This is a genomic window from Streptomyces sp. C1-1, assembly GCF_050214755.1.
Taxonomy (GTDB): Bacteria; Actinomycetota; Actinomycetes; order Streptomycetales; family Streptomycetaceae; genus Streptomyces.
In genome coordinates this window covers 9,302,536-9,321,902 of the sequence record NZ_CP189826.1, presented here as the reverse complement: position 1 = coordinate 9,321,902, position 19,367 = coordinate 9,302,536, and the positions used below count along the sequence as shown (strand labels likewise).

The window sequence follows — 19,367 nt, the reverse complement described above, 5'->3', positions numbered from 1 at the left end:
GCGGTCAGAAGTCGGTGGGCAGACCGCTGACCTCGGCGATGCCGCGCAGTTCCTCGTTCTGACGGTGCCGTTCCCGGATGAAGTCGGCTATCTCGCCGAGCCGTACCGGGTCCGAGGCGGTGTCCGCGTCGGTGACCACCCGGACCGGGCCGGTCTCCTCCAGCTGGATCTCGACGACCTCGTTGTCCAGCCTGCCGGTGACGGCCGCGGCGATGACCAGGGCGGCCTCGTCGCGGACCTCCTGGGGCATGCCGTCGGCCTGCTCGCCGTCGAGCGCGAAGTCCAGCGCGGGCAGCTGCTCCTGGTCGATGGCCCGCAGGACGGGTTCGACCAGGTCGAGCAACTGCCGGTAGTCGTCCGTGTCCATCCGGTTGCGCAGGAGTCCGAGGTACATGTCGACGGGCCGGTGCTCGGGTGAGAACTCGGATTCGTTCATCTCGTGCGTGTGCCCCGCATCGCGCGGGTCAGACCCGCCGCCAGCGGGCGAGTGCGAACGAGAAGACTCCGAAGAGGACGAAACCCGCCGCGACGCAGACCAGCAGCCACGGCCCCAGCGGGGTGTGGGCGAAGGAACGCAGGGTGTCGTCGAGTCCCTTGGCCCGGTCCGGCCGGTAGTCGACGGCCGCGCGCACGGCGAAGCCTCCGGCGACGGCGAAGACGAGTCCGCGCGCGGTGCCGCCGGCCACACCGGTGATGTCGACCAGCCGGCTCGCCCACCGGGGCATCCGGGCCTGCTTGAGCTTGCGCCGGTAGTCCCGCCGGATGGCGCGCACGCCCACCCATATGCCGGCCACCACGACGCCGGCTCCGGCCACGCCGACGAGCCACTGGCCGCCGGGCCAGTGCATGATGCGCGCGGTGATGTCGCGGGACCGGGCGTCGCTGGAACCGCTGCCGCTGCCGTGCGGGCCGGCCGCGAAGGACAGCACGGAGTAGGCGACGAACGAGTAGAAGACACAGCGGCCCAGCGCGAGCAGTCGCTTGTGCGCCTTGCGTCCGTCGGCCCCCGCCGCTCCGAAGACCGCTTCGGACAGCCTCCACAGGGCCATTCCGACGAGCCCGAGACCCAGCGCCCACAGCAGGAACTTGCCGAACGGCTGGCGGGCCAGTTCGGCGACCGCTCCGCCGCGGTCGGCCTGCCGGCGTGTGTCGCCGAAGGCGATCTGCAGGGCGATCACCCCGACCAGCAGATAGATCACTCCTCGCGCGGTGAGCCCCGCCCGTGCGGCGCCCTCCGTCATCGAACCCCGCGCCGTCCGCTCGGCCTCGATGCGGCCGGAGCGCGCCATGGCACTCGCGTTCATGTGCACCTCCCGTTCGTCCGGATGCCCCGCCGCGGGGCGAGCACGCCCAGCACTTCGGGACCCGCGTGTGCGGGGCGCGGATCCACTCGCCCCGAATCCACTCGCCCCGAAGGTGTCGCCGCACAAGGCGGCAGCCGCGCCCGTGTGCGTGTGGGACGCGCCACGGGCGCGGCTGCCGCCTGCTGCCCTCCCCGCCCCGTCGGGCGGGGGTCGCGGTCACTCGGCCATGGGGGCGGCGGTCGGCCGGTGGCGAGGTGCCATGGACTCGGCCGCCAGAAGACGGTGGGCGGTCTCCAGGGCCCGTCTGACGTCACGCGTGCCCGTCGTCACGCACAGGGTGTAGGCCAGGTCCTGCGCGCGTGGACTCGACCAGCCGGTGCCCGTCTCGGCCTCCTCGGCCAGCAGGGCCTCGTACTCCTCCACGAGTTTGCGCAAAAGGGCGGGATGAGGGATCAGCATCGCTCTCGCTCCTTCTCGGTTCCGATGGGCTCAGGCCGCGCTCCACCCGCTTCCGCCGCCCTTGCGGCCGCTGTGGCCCATGGCTTCGGCGCGTACCCGGGCGCAGCTCCGGCTGATGAGGCGGGAGACGTGCATCTGGGAGATGCCGAGCTGGTCGGCGATCCGACTTTGTGTCATGTCCTCGAAGAAGCGCATGTAGAGGATGGCGCGCTCGCGCTCGGGCAGGCGACGCAGGCCCTCCTTGGCGGACTCGCGGTCGATCACGACGTCGTACGACGCGTCGGGCGCGCCCAAAGTGTCCGCGAGGCTGTAGCCGTCGTCGTCGCCGGAGAGTTCGGCGTCCAGGGACAGGGTGCTGAAGCTTTCGAGGGCTTCCAGGCCGCACTGGACCTCGTCCTCGGTGAGCCCGGTGTGGGCGGCGAGGGCCGCGACGGTGGGTTCGGGGCTGCCCGGCGTCTGGGTGAGTTCGCGGCGGGCCACGCGAACCTTGTTGCGCAGTTCCTGGACGCGGCGGGGCACGCGCAGCGCCCACATCCGGTCCCGGAAGTGCCGCTTGACCTCACCGGTGATGGTGGGCACGGCGTAACTCTCGAAGGCCCCGCGCTCCGGGTCGAACCGGTCGATGGCCTTGACGAGGCCGAGGGCCGCGACCTGGCGCAGGTCCTCCACCGACTCGCCACGGTCGCGGAAGCGGCCGGCGATGCGGTGGGCCATGGGGAGCCAGGCGGTGACGAGTTCGTCGCGCACGGCCTCCCGCTCGGGGCCGTCTTCCAGGACGGCCAGGCGGGCGAAGAGCTCCGCCGTGTCGGGGGCGTCGTCGTGGCGCCGCGCGGCGGCGCTCTGGGGGGTCTGCGTGACGGGACGGCTGGCCGACGTGTCGATGAGCATGCGGATTGGCTCCTGAACGAGGGGTTTCAGGGACTTACCGCGGGGTCGGTCGCCACCCGGACCGATGGGAGGGCCCGGGGCGGTCATACCGCTCCCGCAGGGCGCCTCCGGTCCGAAGCACGAACCTCCGTCTGCCCTGCCCTCGGAGGAACAAACTCCGCTCCTCGAAATAAATGTGACCGGGGGTTCCGCTCAGGTCAGCGGGACCACGGCGGTGATGCACTTGCCGCCGGCCGGCAGCTCGGACACGCGCACGTCACGGGCGAGCCGGCACACGATGGGCCAGCCGCGGCCGCCCACCCGGTACCGCCCGTGGGCGTCGACCGCGGGCCTGGCCACCGGTACCTCGTCGCTACGGTCGCTCACCGACACGCACAGACAGGGTCCGGCGACGTCGACGTGGAAGTCCGTGACCCCGCCGCCGTGCAGGATCGCGTTGGACGTCAGTTCCGAGGCGACCAGCACGGCGTCGCCGAGGGCCTGCGGATCGCACGAGGTGTGCGTCATACGGCAGCGCTCGGCCACCGCCCGCTCCACGGCCCGGCGCGCCTCGGCCGGCCTGCACAGCCGCGTCGGCCCCGAGCCCTGAGCACCCGACGATTCGTAGGCTGATTCGGTCGTGCGCCTCTCGCACATCGCCTGGCTCCCTGTGGGCTGGTGGATCTGACTCCTGGATCGGTGAAAGGCACGGCCCGTCCCCGCCGCCCCGCGTTCGGCGCAGCGGGTGCGCGCCCTGTCACGGAAGGTCTTCTCGCGCTGCGTGGCAAGGGTCTCTTCTCTCGGCTCACCTGCATAAGCCCTGCCAAACCTCTCGGCCGGGACCTCGATCCGGGCCATGGCGCGGCGCGAGAGGGGTACAGGGATCGAATGACCGATGTCGTGGACTCAGACGAACTGCTGCGCCGACTCCAGCGCGCCCGGGCCTGCGCGCAGCAGGAGGAGCGGGCCTGGCGGGACCGGCGGGAGGACCTCGGGGCCGCCGACCCCGACCCGGCTCGCGACGCCGTGGTGCGGGCGCTGGCGTACGAGGCGGTGGTGCGGGTGCTGGACGAGGTCCTGACCCCGGGGAAGCACGGCGAGCGGAGCTGACCGGCCCGCTGTCCCGGCCGGCCCGCCGATAACGCCCGCGGCCGAGGGAACCCGGTGCGCATGACGGCTGATCACCACCGAGCACCCGTACTGGAAGCCCTGGTCGACCACCACCGGCGAGTACAGGTGGTGGTGGCCGACGCGGAACCCACCGAGTGAAACAGGTCACTCGACCCGGTTTCCGCTACGCCAAACCCACTTGAATGGTTTATCGTTCATTCATACGTGGTGACGGAGTGGATCGTACCGTCCTCCGACATCACCGCTTACGGCCCTGGCTGGCCTCCCCCGTCCAGCCAGGGCTTTTTCATGCCCTCGGGCCGATCGGGGAAGAAAGCCGCCGTCCGCCGAGGTGCTCTCGCCGCCTGCAGCGGCTGAAATGGGCTTAGGCAGACACCGGACCCCCGCCGGCGAGGAGCCCCGCGCCATGACCAAAGCCATCAAACTGCTGAACGCCCTTCCCCCGCCGCAACGCCAGCGCCTGATGACACTCGCCAGGGAGGTCTCCTTCCCGGAGGACACCCGGATCTTCGAGGCCGGGGGCCGGGCCGACCGGTTCTGGGTCATCCGCTCGGGCGCGGTCTCGCTCGACCAGCGGGTCAACTCCCTGCAGCGGGTGACCGTGGCGAGTCTGGGCTCCGGCGATCTGCTCGGCTGGTCCTGGCTGTTCCCGCCGCACGAGTGGGACTTCGGCGCCGAGGCGTTCAGCCCGGTGCGCGCCTACGAGTTCGACGCGGCGCAGGTGCTGCGGCTGTGCGAGGAGGATCCGCAGCTGGGGATCGTGCTGGTGCGCAGCGTGGCCGAGATCCTCGCGCACCGGCTGGAGATGACGCGGGGCAAGCTCATGGAGCAGTACACCGCCCAGCGGCGGCGCGCCCTGTAGCGCCTCAGACCCGGTAGCGGCGCAGCGCCGGCACCGCGGCGGCCAGGGCCAGCATCACCACGACGACCAGCAGACCGCCGCCCGCCACGGCCGCGCGCGGGCCGAAGGCCGATCCCGCGGTGCCGTGCAGGACGTCGGCCAGCCGCGGACCGCCCGCGACGACGACCGTGAAGACGCCCTGCATACGGCCGCGCATCTCGTCGGTGGCGGCGGACAGCAGGATCGCACCGCGGAAGACCATCGAGACCATGTCGGCGACGCCGGCCACGGCGAGACAGGCGGCCGCGACCCACAGGTTGCCGCTCAGTCCGAAGCCGGTGATCGCCAGGCCCCAGGCGATGACCGCGCCGATGACCATCACGCCGTGCCGGCGGGCCCGGGAGAAGGTGCCGGAGAACAGGCCGCCGAGCACGGCGCCGATGGGGATAGACGCGAACAGCAGGCCGAGGGCGAGTCCTTCGCCGTAGGAGCCGTGGGTCTCGGCGGCCAGCTGCGGGAACAGGGCGCGGGGCATGCCGAAGACCATCGCGATGATGTCGGCGAGGAAGGACAGCAGCAGCACCTTGTGCATGGAGATGTAGCGGAAGCCCTCGGCGATCTCGCGCACGCCGGCCCGCCGGGCCGTGGCGCCCGCGAGCGGCGGCAGCGACGGCAGCCTGTAGACCGCCCACACGGTGACGCACAGCGCGAGCGCGTCGATCAGGTACAGCTCCGGCAGGCCGATGACGGGAATCAGGGCGCCGGCGAGGAGGGGGCCGACGACCTGGCCGGTCTGCATGACGGTCGAGCCCAGGGCGTTGGCGGCGGGCAGCTGGCCCTCGGGCACGAGACGGGCGATGGAGGCGTTGCGGGCGGGCGCGTTGAGTCCCCAGAAGGCCTGCTGCATCGCCAGCAGCACCATCAGCACGGCCACCGACTCGAGCCCGGTGACGGCCTGGAGCCAGAACAGCAGCGAGGTGACCGCGATACCGGTGTTGGTGATCAGCAGCAGCTTGCGGCGGTCCATGCTGTCGGCGACGGCGCCGCCCCACAGCGCGAACACGATCAGCGGGAGCAGACCGGCGAGACTCGCGGCGCCGACCCACGCCGAGGATCCGGTGATGTCGTAGATCTGCTTCGGCACGGCGACCGCGGTGAGCTGGCTGCCCACCGCGGTGACGATCGTGGAGGACCAGAGCCTGCGGTAGGCCGGGATGCGCAGCGGGCGGGTGTCCATGGCCCAGCGGCGCCAGCCGCGCCGGGGCGGGTCGGTCGCGACGGGGTCCGGCGTCTGCGGTTCGGTGCTGCTCTCGCTGGTGTCCACGGGCTTCCTGGTTGCTCGCTACATCTATCGGGTGCAGGGTTCACTATCGCAGCACCGGACGGGAGTTCGGGACACACGGTCTCAGCGGGCGGACGGTCTCGGCGGGCGGACAGTCTCGGCGGGAGGGCGGTCAGGCCCTGACGAGGAGCATGCCGCCGATGCCGATCATCGTCGCGGCGACGAGACCGTCCAGGACCCGCCAGGCCGACGGCCTGGCCAGCACGCGTCCGAGCAGCCGCCCGCCGAAGCCGAGCGCCGCGAACCAGCACAGGCTGGCGAGGACGGCGCCGAGGCCGAAGGTCCAGCGCAGCGCGCCACGGTGGGCGGCGATCGAGCCGAGCAGGAACACCGTGTCGAGGTAGACGTGTGGGTTGAGCCAGGTCAGCGCCAGACAGGTGAGCACGGCCCGCCTGCGGGAGCCCGTCGCCTCACCCTCCGTCCGCAGGGCGCCCTGCGGCCTGAACACCCGCCGGGCGGCCAGGGCGCCGTAGCAGAGCAGGAAGGCGCCGCCGATCCAGCCGACCGCCGTCAGCGCCTGCGGGTACGCCACCCCGACGGCGCCGACACCCCCGACGCCCAGGGCGATGAGAACGGCGTCGGACAGCGCGCAGATGCCCACCACGGCGAGGACGGCGTCACGGCGGATGCCCTGCCTGAGGACGAAGGCGTTCTGGGCGCCGATGGCGACGATGAGCGAGAGGCCGGTACCGAATCCTGCGGCCGCGGCGGTCAGGGCGTTGGTCATGACATCGACGCTAGGGAAGCGATCTCCCGGCGTACAGCTAAAGATTCTTACGTATCATTAGCGGATATGAAGACGGAGCTGACCGAGCTTCCGCTCGACCAGGTGCGCACGCTGCTGGCGGTGGTGGACGAGGGCACCTTCGATGCGGCCGCCTCCGCGCTGCACGTGACGCCGTCGGCGGTCAGCCAGCGGGTCAAGGCGCTGGAGCAGCGCACCGGACGAGTACTGCTGATGCGCACGAAACCGGTGCGGCCGACGGAGTCGGGCGAGGTCGTCGTGCGGTTCGCCCGGCAGCTCGCCCGGCTGGAGCGGGACGCCCGGGCCGAGCTGGGGATGAGCGGGGCGGGTGAGCCGACCCGGGTGTCGATCGCCGTGAACGCCGACTCGCTGGCCACCTGGCTGCTGCCGGCGCTCACCCGGGTACGGCACGAGCCGCGGCTCTGCTTCGAGCTGCGCCGCGAGGACGAGACGCGCACCGCGTCCCTGCTGCGGGAGGGCCTGGTGATGGCGGCGGTGACCTCGTCGCCGGAGGTCGTCACGGGATGCTCGGTGCAGGCCCTGGGCCGGATGCGCTACCTGCCGGTGGCCAACCCGGACTTCGCCCGGGAGCACCTCGACGGGCCGCTGCGGGACGTACTGGCCGCCGCGCCCACGGTGGCCTTCGACCGCAGCGACGACCTGCAGGACGCCTTCGTCCGCCGGCTGCGGCACGGCACCGGGGGCGCGAGCCGGGTACGGCACTTGGTGCCCACCTCCGAGGGGTTCGCGCAGTCGGTGGCGGCGGGCCTGGGCTGGGGCCTGGTGCCCGAGGTGCAGGCCGAGCCGCTGCTGCGGGCCGGCCGCCTGGTCGACTTCGCGCCGGGACGCTGGCTCGACGTCCCCCTGTACTGGCAGCAGTGGAAACTCGACTCCCCCGCCCTCGCGACGGTGGCCGAGGCGGTCACCCGCGCGGCCGCGGAGGCACTGCGCGCGTGAGGCCGTCCCCCAGCGCCTCCAGCCGCGCGGCGGCACTGTCCAGCAGCATCTCCAGCGCCGTCGGATAGGCGCTGTCGACCATCCGTGCGCTCAGCAGCGGGGCGGCCTCGGCGATGCGCGGATGGGTCGCGGCGGGCAGGCGGGCGTAGGTGGAGCGCCACATGTCCTCGTCGGCACGCAGCGCGGCGCTCGGCAGGGTCAGGGAGGCGGCGTCGAGGGCGGCGAAGGCCAGGGTCTGGTCGATGAAGGCGTGATAGATGCGCACGGTGTCGGCGAGCGGGAAGCCCGCGGTGCGCAGGATGTCCAGGACGGTCTCGTCGGCGGCCAGTTCGTTGGCCCGGCCGGTGACCCGGCTCGTGGTCAGCACGGCCGCCTGCGGATGGGCGACATAGGCGGCGTGGATGCGCAGGCCGACGGCGCGCAGGTCCGCCCGCCACCCTCCCGTCGGCCGCCAGCCGTCGAGGGCCTGCCCGATGAGGGCGTCGCCGATGGCGAGCGTGAGGTCGTCCATGCCGCGGAAGTAGCGGTAGAGCGTGCTCGGGTCGGCGTCCAGGGCCAGGCCCAGGCGGCGGGCGGTCAGGCCCGCGCTGCCGTGTTCGCGCAGCATCCGCAGCGCCGTCTCCACGATCAGCCGCTCGGACAGCACGGTGCCGCTCTTGGTGGGCCGGCGCCTGCGCCGCTTCTCCTCGGGCACCACGGCCTTGGGCATCGCCGCTCCCCTCTCCGCTCTTATGCCAACGCCATTGACCTTACGGGAGCGCCGGGCGTTGTATCTGCGGCGGGGCCCCTCCTTCTTCGACCCCGATCGACAGGGAGTGCTTGTCATGCGTGTACTGCTCGTGGGCGCCGGTGGCGTCGGCACCGCCATCACCCGGATCGCGGCCCGCCGCCGGTTCTTCGACGCGATGGTCGTGGCCGACTACGATCCGGCACGCGCCGAGGCGGCCGTGGCCGCGGTCGGCGACGACCGGTTCGGCGCGGCGCAGGTGGACGCGAGCGACGAGACGGCGGTGACGGAACTGCTGCGCCGGCACGCCTGTGACGTGCTGCTCAACGCCACCGACCCGCGTTTCGTGATGCCGCTGTTCCGGGCGGCCCGCGCCGCCGACGCCACCTATGTCGACATGGCGATGTCGCTGTCGCACCCGCATCCCGAGCGCCCGTACACCGAGTGCGGGGTCAAGCTCGGCGACGACCAGTTCGCGCGGGCCGGGGAGTGGGAGAAGGCCGGCGCGCTGGCCCTCGTCGGCATGGGCGTGGAGCCCGGTCTGTCGGACGTCTTCGCGCGGTACGCCGCCGACGAGCTGTTCGACGAGATCGAGGAGATCGGCGTGCGCGACGGCGCGAACCTCACCGTCGACGGCTACGACTTCGCCCCGTCCTTCAGCATCTGGACCACGATCGAGGAGTGCCTCAACCCGCCGGTGGTATACGAGGCCGGGCGCGGCTGGTTCACCACGGAGCCGTTCAGCGAGCCGGAGGTCTTCGACTTCCCCGAGGGCATCGGTCCCGTCGAGTGCGTGAACGTGGAGCACGAGGAGGTGCTGCTCGTCCCGCGGTGGGTCGACGCCGGCCGCGTGACCTTCAAGTACGGCCTGGGCAAGGAGTTCATCGACACGCTCAGGACGCTGCACCTGCTGGGCCTGGACAGCACCGCGCCGGTGACCGTGCCGGGCCCGGCCGGACCGGTGGCCGTCTCACCCCGGGACGTCGTCGCCGCCTGCCTGCCCGACCCGGCGACGCTCGGCGAGCGGATGCACGGCAAGACTTGCGCCGGCACCTGGGTCCGGGGCACGAAGAACGGGGCGCCCCGCGAGGTGTACATCTACCACGTGGTCGACAACCAGTGGTCCATGAAGGAGTACGGCAGCCAGGCCGTCGTCTGGCAGACCGCCGTGAACCCGGTCGTCGCCCTCGAACTCCTCGCCGACGGCGCCTGGTCGGGCTCCGGCGTCCTCGGTCCGGAGGCGTTTCCGGCCCGCCCGTTCCTGGATCTGCTGACGGCGTACGGCTCGCCGTGGGGCATCCGCGAGGAATGAACACCGATTCCGTACAACTTCCTTTGTTTCACATGCGCATCGACAGGTGACCCGAAAACGAGTAAGCCATTCGCGAGGGCACGTACGACTCGATCGCAGGTGACTTTTTCATGGACTACTGGCGAGACCAGGCCGCGTGCCGCAACGAGGACCCCGAGCTGTTCTTCCCGATCGGCACCTCCGGCCCCGCGTTGATGCAGACAGCACAGGCCAAGGCGGTGTGCGCCCGCTGCCCGGTGCAGGAGCAGTGCCTGGAATGGGCGCTGGATCACGGGGAGATCCTGGGTGTGTGGGGCGGCACAGGCGAGAACGAACGACGCGCCCTGCAGCGCAGGCGTCGGCGCACGGCCGCACGCAACGGCTGACCGGGGGCGTGCTCAGCGCCCGGGCGTCTCGGTTCCCGGCAGGCGGAGGGTGAACGCCGCTCCCCTGCCGGGTTCGCTCTGCGCCGTGGCCGTTCCGCCGTGCGCGGCGACCAGGTGGCGGACGATCGGCAACCCGAGGCCGCTGCCTCCGGTGCGTCTGCTGCGCGACTTCTCCGCGCGCCAGAACCGCTCGAAGACATGCGGCAGATCGTCGGCCGCGATGCCGCTGCCGGTGTCCGTGACGGTGAAGACGACGTCGTCGCCGTCACGGCGGGCGGCCACGGTGACCGTGCCGCCCGCGGGGGTGTGCCGCAGGGCGTTGGAGACCAGGTTGCCGAGCGCCTGCCGCATGCGCACCGGGTCGGCGTCCAGCCACGGATCGCCCTCCACGTCGGTGCGCACCTCGACGTCCGCGGCGCCGGCCGCGACGCGGTGCGCGGCGGCGACCTGGTCGAGGAGTTCCTCGGCGCGTACCGGCTCCCGGTGCAGGCGCAGAGTGCCCGCGTCGGCGGCGGCGAGGTCCTGCAGATCGTCGATGATGCGCTGGAGCACCAGCGACTCCTCGTGCAGGGAGCCGAGCAGGGCGGGATCGGGGTCGACGACGCCGTCCCGGGTGACCTCCAGCCAGCCGCGGATGTTGGTGAGCGGGCTGCGCAGTTCGTGCGCGATGTCGCTGACCATCGCCTTGCGCTGCTCCTCCAGTCGTTCCCGGCGCTCGGTGAGGTCGTTGAAGGCCTCCGCGAGGATGCCGGTCTCGTCCCGGGTCGTCACCGGAACCCGTACATGCAGCTCCGGGGGCTGCTGGGCGGCCGCCGTGAGCGCCCTCAGCGGGCGGACGAGCCGGGTGGCGACGACGGCCGTGACCGCGACGGTGACGGCGAGGACCAGACCGACGACACCGACGATCTTGGCCTTGTTGGCCGGGGACATGTCGAAGCGGGGCGGGGTCGTCTCGTCGCCGCCCAGGTACAGGTCGGCCACGGGGGCGACGTACGGGTCGAGTTGGGCGCGCAGGGCGTTGTCGGTACAGGCCTGCACGGTCTTCAGGTCCTTGACGTCGCCCGTACCGGCGTACTTTCCGATGACGTAGCGGCTCAGCGGGTCCTTGCCGGTCGGGTTGACGAACAGGTACAGCCGTGCGCCCTTGCCCCAGCCGTTCTCGCGCAGGCAGGCGAGGGCGGCGTCGCTCAACGCGTCCAGGGCCTTCCGCTCGGTCCGGACGGGTGTGTTCAGGCCGTAGCCGCACTCCTCGGGCAGGGACTGGGAAGCGTCCTTGCCGTCCGGATCGAGCAGCACCGCCCGCCCGCTCGGAATGTGCACGATCTTCGTGTCGATGCCGTACCGGGTGAAGCAGAGGCGGAGTTTCCGGGTCAGCGCGTCCTGTTCGGCGCGCTCGCCGGCCGTGAGCCGGTACGGCCCCACGGCGCGCGGGTCGACGCCCCTGAGCTGTGCGCCGGACTGGGTGTAGGTGTCGGTGTGCAGGGGGTCGACGGTGGCGGCGGCACCGAGCGGCAGGGCGGTGCCCTTGCGTGCCGAGTCGGCGATGAGGGCGCGGTCGGTGGTGGTCAGGGCGATGCGCCGCCCCGTCCGGGTGGCGAGGCGGTCGACGAGGGACTGCACGCCCTTCCAGTCGGGATGGGTGGCGGCGTACCCGCTGAGCTCGGCCAGGATCTTCATGTCGTCGGCGAGATCCTGGCCCTGCTCCTCGCGCAGGGCGCGCGTGGTGGTCTCCACCGCCAGCCAGGTCGTGGCCGCCACGGAGCAGACCGCGATGAGGGCGGAGGCGAACAGCAGCCGCACCAGCAGGCGTTTGCGCAGCGGTATGCGGCGCTTCACGGCCGGCCGCCGCTGAGCTTGTAGCCCACTCCGAACACCGTCAGCAGCCGGACCGGCCGGCGCGGGTCGGCCTCTATCTTCTTGCGCAGGTTCATGATGTGCACGTCGACGGCCCGCTCGGTGGAGGACCGGTCGAAGCCGCGGGTGGCCTGCAGCAACTGCCGCCGGGTGAAGACCCGTTCCGGCTCGCCGGCCATGGCCAGCAGGATCTGGAACTCGGCCGGCGTGCACTCCACGGGCTCGCCGTCGCAGCGCACCTCGTGCCGCTCCGGGTCGACGGCGAGGCCGGCCGCGCGAACCACGGAATCCTCGCGCACGCCCACCGTCCGCCCGCTGCGCCGCAGCACCGTGCGGATCCGGGCCATCAGCTCGCGCGGACTGTAGGGCTTGGTCATGTAGTCGTCCGCACCCAGCTCCAGGCCCAGCAGGACGTCGTCCTCCTCGGAGCGGGCGGTCAGCATCAGCACCGGGATGCCGTCGCCGTCGGGGTCCGCGCCGCGCAGCACCCGGCACACCCCGAAGCCGTCGACGACGGGCAGCATCAGGTCCAGGACGACGAGGTCGGGCCTCAGCCGGCGGGCGGCGTCCAGCGCCGCCGCACCGTCGTGCACGACGGTGGCCGTGTGTCCCTCGGCCAGCAGGGAGCGGCGTATCAGTTCGGCCTGCATCTCGTCGTCCTCGGCGACCAGCACATGTGCGCACACGCGGCGGAATCCTAGGCGCTCAGCGGGCGAGGGCGTCCGCGTCGCCCATCACGACGACGGGGTGGCGGCCGGGGTCGAGGGCGCGCAGCAGCTCCTTCATGTGCTGTTCGGCGATACTGACGCAGCCGTGGGTGGGGCCGCCGTGGTCCACGTGGATCCATACGCCGCCGCCGCGCTTCGCCCCGAGCGGACGGGTCCAGTCGAGGGGCGAAGTGCCGGGCTCACGGTTGTAGTTGATGGCGACGACGTAGTCGAAGGAGCCCGCGAGCGACTCCCCCTCGAAGCCGGTGCCGGGCGAGGTGAAGCCCCAGGAGTGGTGGTACGGCAGCCGGGTGCCGGGGTCGGCCCGCAGGCCGCCCGCGTCGGTCAGGCCGTAGACGCCGATGGGTGAGCGCAGGTCACCGGCCAGGTGGTGGTCGCTCCAGCCGCGCAGGGCGTTGTGCGCGGGCCAGGTGGCGCCGGCCTGCCAGCCGGTGGCGGTGCGTTCGTACAGGACGAGCGTGGACAGCGGGGAGTTCCTGCCCCGGCCGGTGATGACGACGGCCTGGCGGGTCGCGGCGGGTATCGCGGCCAGCGTCTTGGGCCCCAGGCCGGGCAGTCCGCTCGGGGCGGACTCGGCGGTCGTCCCGGAGGAGGGGCCGGGGACCGGCATGGCCGGGGATGTCGTCCCCGGCGTGGCGGCGCCGGAGGGGTGGCCCGGCGAGGCCACGGCCCCGCCGCCGCATCCCGTCAGCAGGAGGGATGCGGCGAGCAGGACGACATGGTGTCTGCGCGTGATCATGAACGCATCCTGGCGCAGACTTGTAAGGAACTGGTCAGGAACTAGGCCTTGTTCGGCTTGCCCGGCGCGTAGAGCCAGGTCTGGAACAGGCTGTTCAGGTCCTTGCCGGACTCCTGTCGGGCGAGGTTCACGAACTGCTCCGTCGTGCCGTGGCCGCCCCGGTGCCGCCCGGCCCAGTCCCGCAGGATGTGGAAGAACACCGGGTCGCCGACGGCCTTGCGCAGTTCGTGCAGGGTCATGGCGCCGCGGGCGTAGACGGGGTTGCCGAAGATGTGCTTGCCGCTGCCGGGGTCGCCGGGCGGGAAGGCCCACAGGCTGTCGCTCGCGGGGCGGGCGTAGAGGTTGTCGAAGATCTTCTGCGCGGTGGGGGCGCCGTGCTGCTCGCTGTAGAGCCACCCGGCGTAGGTGGCGAAGCCCTCGTTGAGCCAGATGTCCTTCCAGGAGGTCAGGGAGACGGAGTCGCCGAACCACTGGTGGGCGTTCTCGTGGACGAGCGTGCCCAGGTCGGGTGCCTGGTCGTACAGGGGACGCGACTGGGTCTCCAGGGCGTAGCCGACGGTCGCCTTGTCGACGATCGAGCCCGCGTCGCGGAACGGATAGGGCCCGAAGAGCTTGCTCTCCCACTCCAGGACGGCCGGAAGTTGCTTCAGCACGGGCGCGGCGGCGGCCGCCTCGCGCGGATCGACGGCGTTGTAGACGTGCAGGCCGTCGCGGGTGGTGTACTGCTCGACCTTGAACTTGCCGACGGTCGCGGTGGCCAGGTAGGCGGCCATGGGTTCGGTCTGGCGCCAGTGGAACGTGGTGCGCCCGTGCGCGGTGCGCCGGCTCAGCAGCCTTCCGTTGGAGACGGCGGTGCGGCCCTTGGGGACGGTGATCGTGATGTCGTAGGACGACTTGTCCTTGGGGTGGTTGTTCGCCGGGAACCAGGTCATGGCGCCCTGCGGCTCACCGGCGACGAAGGCGCCGTCGTCGGTGGCGATCCAGCCGTCCGCCGAACCGTCGGGGTCGGTGACCTTCTTGGGGACGCCGCTGTAGGTGACCTTGACGCGGAACTCCTGGCCCGGGTGGAGGGTCCGGCGCGGGGTGACGACGAGTTCCTGGCCGTCGCGACGGAAGCGGGCGGCGTCGCGGTCGACCGTCAGACCGGTGACCTTCAGTCCCTTGAAGTCCAGGTCGAAGCGGGTCAGGCGCTGGGTGGCGCGGGCGGTGACGACCGCCGTGCCGTCCAGGTGGCGGCTTCCGGTGTCGTAACGGAGCGTCAGGTCGTAGTGCTCGACGTGGTAGCCGCCGTTGCCGGCGAGCGGGAAGTACGGGTCGCCGACGCCGGAGGTGCCGGCGGTGTCGGCGACCGCCGTTCCGGCGCCGACCAGCAGGGCCGCGACGGCGACGGGGACCGTCAGGGTGGTCACGGTGGTACGTCTGACGGCCTGTCGGCGGGTCTGGCTCACATGCGCTCCTTGGGGGGTGGCGAGTGACGAATCCGCCCCAGGTTAGGGCCTGTCGTCACATTCCCGTCGTCCGCCCGGAGGGCGGGCCAGGCGGGAATGTGACGACAGGCCCTGGGTGCCGGGCCGCCCGGTTTCCTCCTCCATTCGGCCAAGTCACACAGGGTCACCCCGCGCTCCCCGATTACGCTCGAAATCACCCACCGCCACGGAGAAAGAGGCCGAAGTGAGCGTTCGTCTGCGCCGTGTCTACGAACCCCCCGAGCCGGACGACGGCGTCCGTGTCCTGGTCGACCGGTTGTGGCCGCGCGGCCTGTCCAAGGACGCGGCGCACATCGACGAGTGGCCCAAGGCCCTGACGCCGTCGACCGAACTGCGCCGCTGGTACCACGCGGGCGAAGGCTCCTACGAGGAGTTCGGCAGCCGGTACGAGGCGGAGCTGGAGGCCCTTGAGGCCGCGGAACTCCTCGATCACGTGCGGGAGTTGTCGGAGGAGGGGGCGGTGACGCTGCTGACCTCCGCCAAGGACCCCGAGCACAGTCACGCCGCCGTGCTGGTCCGCGTGCTCACCTCCCGTTCCAGGTAGTTCTCCGTGACGGCCAGTGCGGCCGCCATGATGCTCAGCTGGGGGTTCACCTCCGGGCAGCCCGGCAGCACGGAGGCGTCCACGACGAGGACGCCGCGCACGCCCCGCAACCGCCCCTCGGGGTCGGCCGGGGCCCGCTGCGGATCACCGCCGGCGGCGACCGTGCCGGTGGGGTGGAAGGCCGACAGGTGCAGATCGCGCGGGGTGACCGTGTCGAGCAGGGCGTCCATCTGGGCGGGAGTGCGGGCCCGTGGTGCGCGCGGGATTCCGGTGAGGACCTCCTGGGCGCCGGCCGCGAAGAGGATCCGGCCCATGGCGCGCACGGCCGTGATCAGCCGGGCGCCGTCCCGGGGATCGAGGCGGTAGCGCACGAGTGTCCGGTCGCGACCGTGCACCCGGCCCGACGGCCGGTCGGCGATCATGGCGCCGAGGACCGCGAGCCGGTCGGCGGTCTCCAGTTCGCGGCGCAGGGAGCGTCCCAGGCCGGGCAGCACGAAGCTGCTCATGCCGGGCGGACTCGCGGTCGCCTCGATCAGGATGCCGCGGGCGTGCAGTTCCTCGATGCCCACGCTCTGCAGAACGCCCGTCCAGGAGTCGACCGGTTCGGCGAAGCGGCCCGCGACGCTGGTGGCGGGATGGACGCTGAGGTTGCGGCCCAGGCGCGGGTGGCCGCCCAGGCCCGAGCGGCGCAGCAGCGGTGGGGTCTGCAGGGCGCCCGCGGCCGTGACGACCAGGGGGCTGAGGATCTCCAGTTCGCTGCCGTCGGCCCGGCGCGCCCGGACGCCCGCCGCCCGTGGCGGGCCCGGGCCGTCCCGGTCGAGCAGGATGCGCAGCACGCGGGCGCCGGTGACGATCCGCGCTCCCGCGGCGCACGCGTCGGGCAGCACGGAGAGCTGGACGCTCTGCTTCGCGCCGGTGGGACAGCCCACCACGCACTGGCAGGAGCCCTTGCAGCCCGGTGCGTTGCGGCGCAGCGGTCCGGCCCGCCAGCCGAGCCGTTCGGCTCCGGCGAGTGCCAGCAGACCGTTGGCGCCGAGGACGTCCAGGGGCTGGGTGGCCACGCGCAGGGTGCGTTCGATCTCGTCGAGCCGGGCCGGGAGTCCGTCGGCGAGGTGGAAGCCGTGGCGGCTGCTCCAGCGGTCGACGACGTGGTCCGGAGTGCGGTAGCAGGTGCCGGAGTTGACGACGGTGGTGCCGCCGACGGCCCGTCCGACCGGCAGCAGGAGGGGCGGGTCGCCCAGGGCCGCGCTCGCGCCGCCGTCGCGGTACAGGTCGGTGAAGCGCTCCAGTGGTGCGCGGGCGCCGAAGGACGCCGTGGTGTGGTGCTGCCCCTCTTCCAGGACGACCACGTCGAGTCCGGCACGAGCGAGGGTGCGGGCGGCGACCGCTCCACCGGCGCCCGATCCCACGACGACCGCGTCGGCCCGGGCACGGGTCGGCCATTCCTCGGCCGGGACGCAGTCCAGGGGCGGGTCGGCGGTGGCGGCGCGTGGCCGTGCAGCCGGGGTGCGTTCGGTGGCCGCGGCGAGCAGGACGGGGATTTTCAGCAGGTCGAGGGCCGGCAGGAGCCGGGGGCGTGCGGCGAGCGAGTCGAGGACCGCCTGCCGCTCGTCGGGTGTCAGGCCGCTCAGCCGACGTCCGCTGTGCAGGACGGCGTAGGCGTCCACGACGCCGGCACCCGCGCGCACCGCGGTCCGCACGGGCGCGGGCAGAGCGGACAGGAACGCCTCCAGCCGCCCGGGCACACGGGCCTGCCATGCTTCGTCGCCGGTGTCGGCGAGCAGGGCGGCGACCAGCCCGGGCGCCGTCACCGGTCCCCCACTTCGGCGTGCGCGGTCCCGCTCAGCGTCCAGGCGGACTCCGTGCGCCAGCGCCCCCACCAGCGTTCCAGCAGGATCGTCGCGTCGGCGCTCTCGCTGTTGCGGCACACCGCCGGGGCTCCGTCCGGGTCGCGGTAGTCCAGGGCGAGGGTGCGTTCGGCGGGCTGGGTGACGTCGACGCGGACGCGGCGCAGCAGCGTGCGGCCGGTCACCGTCCAGCGGGGCAGACCGATGTCGGCGCGGAAGCGTCCGATGCCGAGCAGGCCCACCGCGGAGCGCTCCGCCCGGCGCGGCCAGGTGCGGCCGCGGTGCCTCAGGCGCAGGAAGACCAGCGGGGGCAGCCGCCGCAGCAGGGGCCTGGTCGACACGGCGGCGACCACTTCCAGCACGCCGCCGTCGCCGAGGTCCGCGTGCAGCCAGGCCCAGCGGCGGGCGTTGCCGTGGCCGTGGATGCGGGCGGAGGCTCCGGGAGCGCCGTGCAGGGTGAGCGTCCGGTCCTGGTCGGCGAACGTTCCGTCGTAGGTGGCCCGGGCCGCCGGGAGCATGTGGGCGGCGGGGAGCAGGGGGCGCCGCCAGGACCAGCGGGGGAAGGTGAACAGGGGCTCCGCGACGGGCTGTTCGGAGAGGTTCCAGCTGAGGTCGCCGGCGCTGCCGCTCAGCCGCCCGGGGACCGCCGCGACGTCACCGGCCGCGAACCCGTGGGCGGGGCCGGTCCAGGGAACGGGGCCGAAGCGGGCGTGGGTGACCTTGCCCTCCGGTGGGAAGACGGCCGCCCAGCCGTGCGCCACCGGCGCCGATCCGTCGGTGGGCGCGACCAGTTCGTGGTGCAGCCAGATGCCGGTCCCGGTGGCCGGGTCGGTCAGCGTGGTGTACCAGACCTCGGTGCGGCCGGGGCTGCCGTCCCAGCGCGGTGCGAGGTGGTCGGCGAAGTCCTCCCGCCGGGGGAAGCGGAAACTGAGCAGGAAGGGCGCGAGGCCGGTCGCGAGGGGGAAGCGGAGGGTGCCCTGTCCCACCTGTGCGCCGTCCTCGTACAGCGAGAACGGCAGGACCGTCATCGACCGCACCGGGTGCCGCGCGGTCACCGACTTCCAGCCGTCCAGGGTGAGGCGGCGGCCCTGCGCGGTGAACGAGAGCCGGTAGCGGATGCGGCGGCCGACGAGCGGGGAGATCTCCAACTCGCCGGTGGCGCCCGGATCGTCGGCCAGTCCGGCGACGCGGACGCGGCCGTCGATCCGGGCCCGGACGGTGCGGTGCGGGCGCAGCACCTCCTCGGCCCGGGCCCGCAGGTCGAGGCGGATGCGGCGGACGGGGTCGGTGGCGCCGAGCCGGACCGTGCCGAGCATGGTCTCCGTGAACCGGGTGCCCCTCATGCCAGTCCCTCCAGCATGATCCGCTCGGTGTCCCGCAGATAGGTGTCGGCGGCGGCGTGCGCCCGGCGGCCGTCGCCCGACACCACCGCGTCCACCACCGGGACGAGCCGCCGGTGGGCGGCTTCGGCGTCGGTGAAGGGCCCGCGCAGGGCGGCTCGGACGGGGACGTAGGCCTTGAAGAGGGTGTTGGTCAGCAGCGCGTACACGCGGTTGCCGGTCGCCCGGGCGAGGGCCCGGTGCACCTCGATGTCGGCCAGCTGCACGGCGTCGGCGTCGGCGGCCTCCCGTACGGCCTCCAAGAGGCGCCGCAGTTCGGCGTGTTGGGCCCGGGTGGCTCGCGCGGCGGCCCGCTCGGCGATCAGGGCGCCGATCGAGCGCCGTACCTCGAAGATCTCGTGGACCCACTTCGGGTCGTGCCGGACGAGCATCGGCAGCAGGTCGGCGCCGCCCTGCCGGGCGTAGTCGAGGACTTTGGTGCCGACGCCGTGGCGGGTCTCCAGGAGTCCGGCCTGGACCAGCCGGCCGAAGGCGTGTTTGAGGGTGGTGCGGGTGACGCCGTAGCCGTCGGCCAGCCGGCGTTCCGGTGGCAGATAGCTGCCCGCCGGATGCCGGCCGGCAAGGATGTCCTCGCGCAACCGCTCCTCGAGCACGTCCACGATCGTCTCGCGGGGCAGTGCCTCCACGGCTGTCTCCTCACGTGCAGTGGCTCAGTGGCTGAGCCACTCAACCAAGTGGAGTGCGGGCGGGTCAATCCCCCTGCGACGACGCGCTGTTC

At 72.7% G+C, this 19,367-nt stretch carries 21 protein-coding genes; 6 read left to right on the top strand and 15 right to left on the bottom strand.

What is annotated here, in order from left to right; genetic code table 11:
• Positions 1-4 precede the first annotated feature (4 nt).
• The 5 genes from ACQF4J_RS42415 to ACQF4J_RS42395 form a co-directional block, all read right to left on the bottom strand.
• Positions 5-436, bottom strand: coding sequence for a hypothetical protein (locus tag ACQF4J_RS42415; RefSeq protein ID WP_272174743.1), 432 nt, complete (start codon positions 434-436; stop codon positions 5-7).
• Between the two features lie 28 nt (positions 437-464).
• On the bottom strand, positions 465-1,304 hold the full coding sequence (locus tag ACQF4J_RS42410) for a DUF1206 domain-containing protein (protein ID WP_427168185.1): 840 nt from the start codon (positions 1,302-1,304) through the stop codon (positions 465-467).
• 216 nt (positions 1,305-1,520) lie between these two features.
• Complete coding sequence (locus ACQF4J_RS42405; RefSeq protein ID WP_351805586.1) at positions 1,521-1,763, bottom strand: DUF5133 domain-containing protein; 243 nt, start codon at positions 1,761-1,763, stop codon at positions 1,521-1,523.
• 30 nt (positions 1,764-1,793) lie between these two features.
• Positions 1,794-2,651 carry a SigB/SigF/SigG family RNA polymerase sigma factor gene (locus tag ACQF4J_RS42400; protein ID WP_351584401.1) on the bottom strand — a complete coding sequence of 286 codons (858 nt, stop codon included), beginning with the start codon at positions 2,649-2,651 and terminating at the stop codon, positions 1,794-1,796.
• Between the two features lie 192 nt (positions 2,652-2,843).
• Positions 2,844-3,287, bottom strand: coding sequence for an ATP-binding protein (locus tag ACQF4J_RS42395; protein ID WP_351805584.1), 444 nt, complete (start codon positions 3,285-3,287; stop codon positions 2,844-2,846).
• A gap of 231 nt (positions 3,288-3,518) precedes the next feature.
• Between ACQF4J_RS42395 and ACQF4J_RS42390 the strand changes: the two genes are divergently transcribed.
• Positions 3,519-3,740, top strand: a complete 222-nt coding sequence (locus tag ACQF4J_RS42390) for a hypothetical protein (RefSeq protein WP_351584397.1) — start codon at positions 3,519-3,521, stop codon at positions 3,738-3,740.
• Positions 3,741-4,167: 427 nt separating this feature from the next.
• Positions 4,168-4,623 carry a cyclic nucleotide-binding domain-containing protein gene (locus ACQF4J_RS42385; RefSeq protein ID WP_351805582.1) on the top strand — a complete coding sequence of 152 codons (456 nt, stop codon included), beginning with the start codon at positions 4,168-4,170 and terminating at the stop codon, positions 4,621-4,623.
• A 4-nt stretch (positions 4,624-4,627) separates the two neighbouring features.
• On the opposite strand, the gene ACQF4J_RS42380 is transcribed toward ACQF4J_RS42385, so the two are convergent.
• Positions 4,628-5,926, bottom strand: a complete 1,299-nt coding sequence (locus tag ACQF4J_RS42380; RefSeq protein ID WP_427168184.1) for an MFS transporter — start codon at positions 5,924-5,926, stop codon at positions 4,628-4,630.
• A gap of 130 nt (positions 5,927-6,056) precedes the next feature.
• On the bottom strand, positions 6,057-6,671 hold the full coding sequence (locus ACQF4J_RS42375; protein WP_427168183.1) for a LysE/ArgO family amino acid transporter: 615 nt from the start codon (positions 6,669-6,671) through the stop codon (positions 6,057-6,059).
• Positions 6,672-6,737: 66 nt separating this feature from the next.
• Between ACQF4J_RS42375 and ACQF4J_RS42370 the strand changes: the two genes are divergently transcribed.
• Positions 6,738-7,646 (top strand): LysR family transcriptional regulator ArgP, encoded by a 909-nt coding sequence (locus tag ACQF4J_RS42370; RefSeq protein ID WP_427168182.1) that lies wholly within the window; start codon positions 6,738-6,740, stop codon positions 7,644-7,646.
• On the opposite strand, the gene ACQF4J_RS42365 is transcribed toward ACQF4J_RS42370, so the two are convergent.
• On the bottom strand, positions 7,612-8,355 hold the full coding sequence (locus ACQF4J_RS42365) for a TetR/AcrR family transcriptional regulator (protein WP_351584387.1): 744 nt from the start codon (positions 8,353-8,355) through the stop codon (positions 7,612-7,614). The two genes, ACQF4J_RS42370 and ACQF4J_RS42365, sit on opposite strands and share 35 nt — an antisense overlap.
• A gap of 115 nt (positions 8,356-8,470) precedes the next feature.
• On the opposite strand from ACQF4J_RS42365, the gene ACQF4J_RS42360 reads away from it, so the two are divergent.
• Positions 8,471-9,685: a saccharopine dehydrogenase family protein gene (locus ACQF4J_RS42360; RefSeq protein ID WP_351584385.1), complete on the top strand. Its 1,215-nt coding sequence runs from the start codon at positions 8,471-8,473 to the stop codon at positions 9,683-9,685.
• Positions 9,686-9,795: 110 nt separating this feature from the next.
• Positions 9,796-10,050 carry a WhiB family transcriptional regulator gene (locus tag ACQF4J_RS42355; protein WP_351584383.1) on the top strand — a complete coding sequence of 85 codons (255 nt, stop codon included), beginning with the start codon at positions 9,796-9,798 and terminating at the stop codon, positions 10,048-10,050.
• Positions 10,051-10,062: 12 nt separating this feature from the next.
• On the opposite strand, the gene ACQF4J_RS42350 is transcribed toward ACQF4J_RS42355, so the two are convergent.
• Genes ACQF4J_RS42350 through ACQF4J_RS42335 form a run of 4 tightly spaced genes read right to left on the bottom strand, consistent with a single transcriptional unit; the run spans position 10,063 to position 14,819 of the window.
• Positions 10,063-11,886 (bottom strand): HAMP domain-containing sensor histidine kinase, encoded by a 1,824-nt coding sequence (locus ACQF4J_RS42350; RefSeq protein ID WP_427168181.1) that lies wholly within the window; start codon positions 11,884-11,886, stop codon positions 10,063-10,065.
• Complete coding sequence (locus ACQF4J_RS42345) at positions 11,883-12,590, bottom strand: response regulator transcription factor (RefSeq protein WP_351584378.1); 708 nt, start codon at positions 12,588-12,590, stop codon at positions 11,883-11,885. Before ACQF4J_RS42345 ends, ACQF4J_RS42350 begins: the two co-directional genes overlap by 4 nt.
• Positions 12,591-12,609: 19 nt before the next feature.
• A complete protein-coding gene (locus ACQF4J_RS42340) occupies positions 12,610-13,371 on the bottom strand; it encodes a L,D-transpeptidase family protein (RefSeq protein WP_351805576.1) in 762 nt (253 codons plus the stop codon).
• A gap of 41 nt (positions 13,372-13,412) precedes the next feature.
• Positions 13,413-14,819, bottom strand: a complete 1,407-nt coding sequence (locus ACQF4J_RS42335) for a M1 family metallopeptidase (RefSeq protein WP_351584374.1) — start codon at positions 14,817-14,819, stop codon at positions 13,413-13,415.
• 223 nt (positions 14,820-15,042) lie between these two features.
• Here ACQF4J_RS42335 and ACQF4J_RS42330 point away from each other — a divergent pair, with 223 nt between their 5' ends.
• Entirely contained in the window at positions 15,043-15,402 is a 360-nt protein-coding gene (locus ACQF4J_RS42330; RefSeq protein WP_351805574.1) for a DUF488 domain-containing protein, read from the top strand.
• Here the strand turns inward: ACQF4J_RS42330 and ACQF4J_RS42325 are convergent.
• From ACQF4J_RS42325 to ACQF4J_RS42315, 3 genes are read right to left on the bottom strand one after another with little or no spacing between them, the layout of a single operon-like run.
• Positions 15,357-17,213, bottom strand: coding sequence for a GMC family oxidoreductase (locus ACQF4J_RS42325; RefSeq protein ID WP_351805572.1), 1,857 nt, complete (start codon positions 17,211-17,213; stop codon positions 15,357-15,359). The two genes, ACQF4J_RS42330 and ACQF4J_RS42325, sit on opposite strands and share 46 nt — an antisense overlap.
• Positions 17,210-18,592 (bottom strand): hypothetical protein, encoded by a 1,383-nt coding sequence (locus ACQF4J_RS42320; protein WP_427168179.1) that lies wholly within the window; start codon positions 18,590-18,592, stop codon positions 17,210-17,212. The genes ACQF4J_RS42325 and ACQF4J_RS42320 overlap by 4 nt, the downstream gene beginning before the upstream one ends.
• The gene (locus ACQF4J_RS42315; RefSeq protein WP_385244410.1) at positions 18,589-19,275 is read right to left on the bottom strand and encodes a FadR/GntR family transcriptional regulator; all 687 of its coding nucleotides are present in this window, start codon (positions 19,273-19,275) and stop codon (positions 18,589-18,591) included. The genes ACQF4J_RS42320 and ACQF4J_RS42315 overlap by 4 nt, the downstream gene beginning before the upstream one ends.
• Positions 19,276-19,367 lie beyond the last annotated feature (92 nt).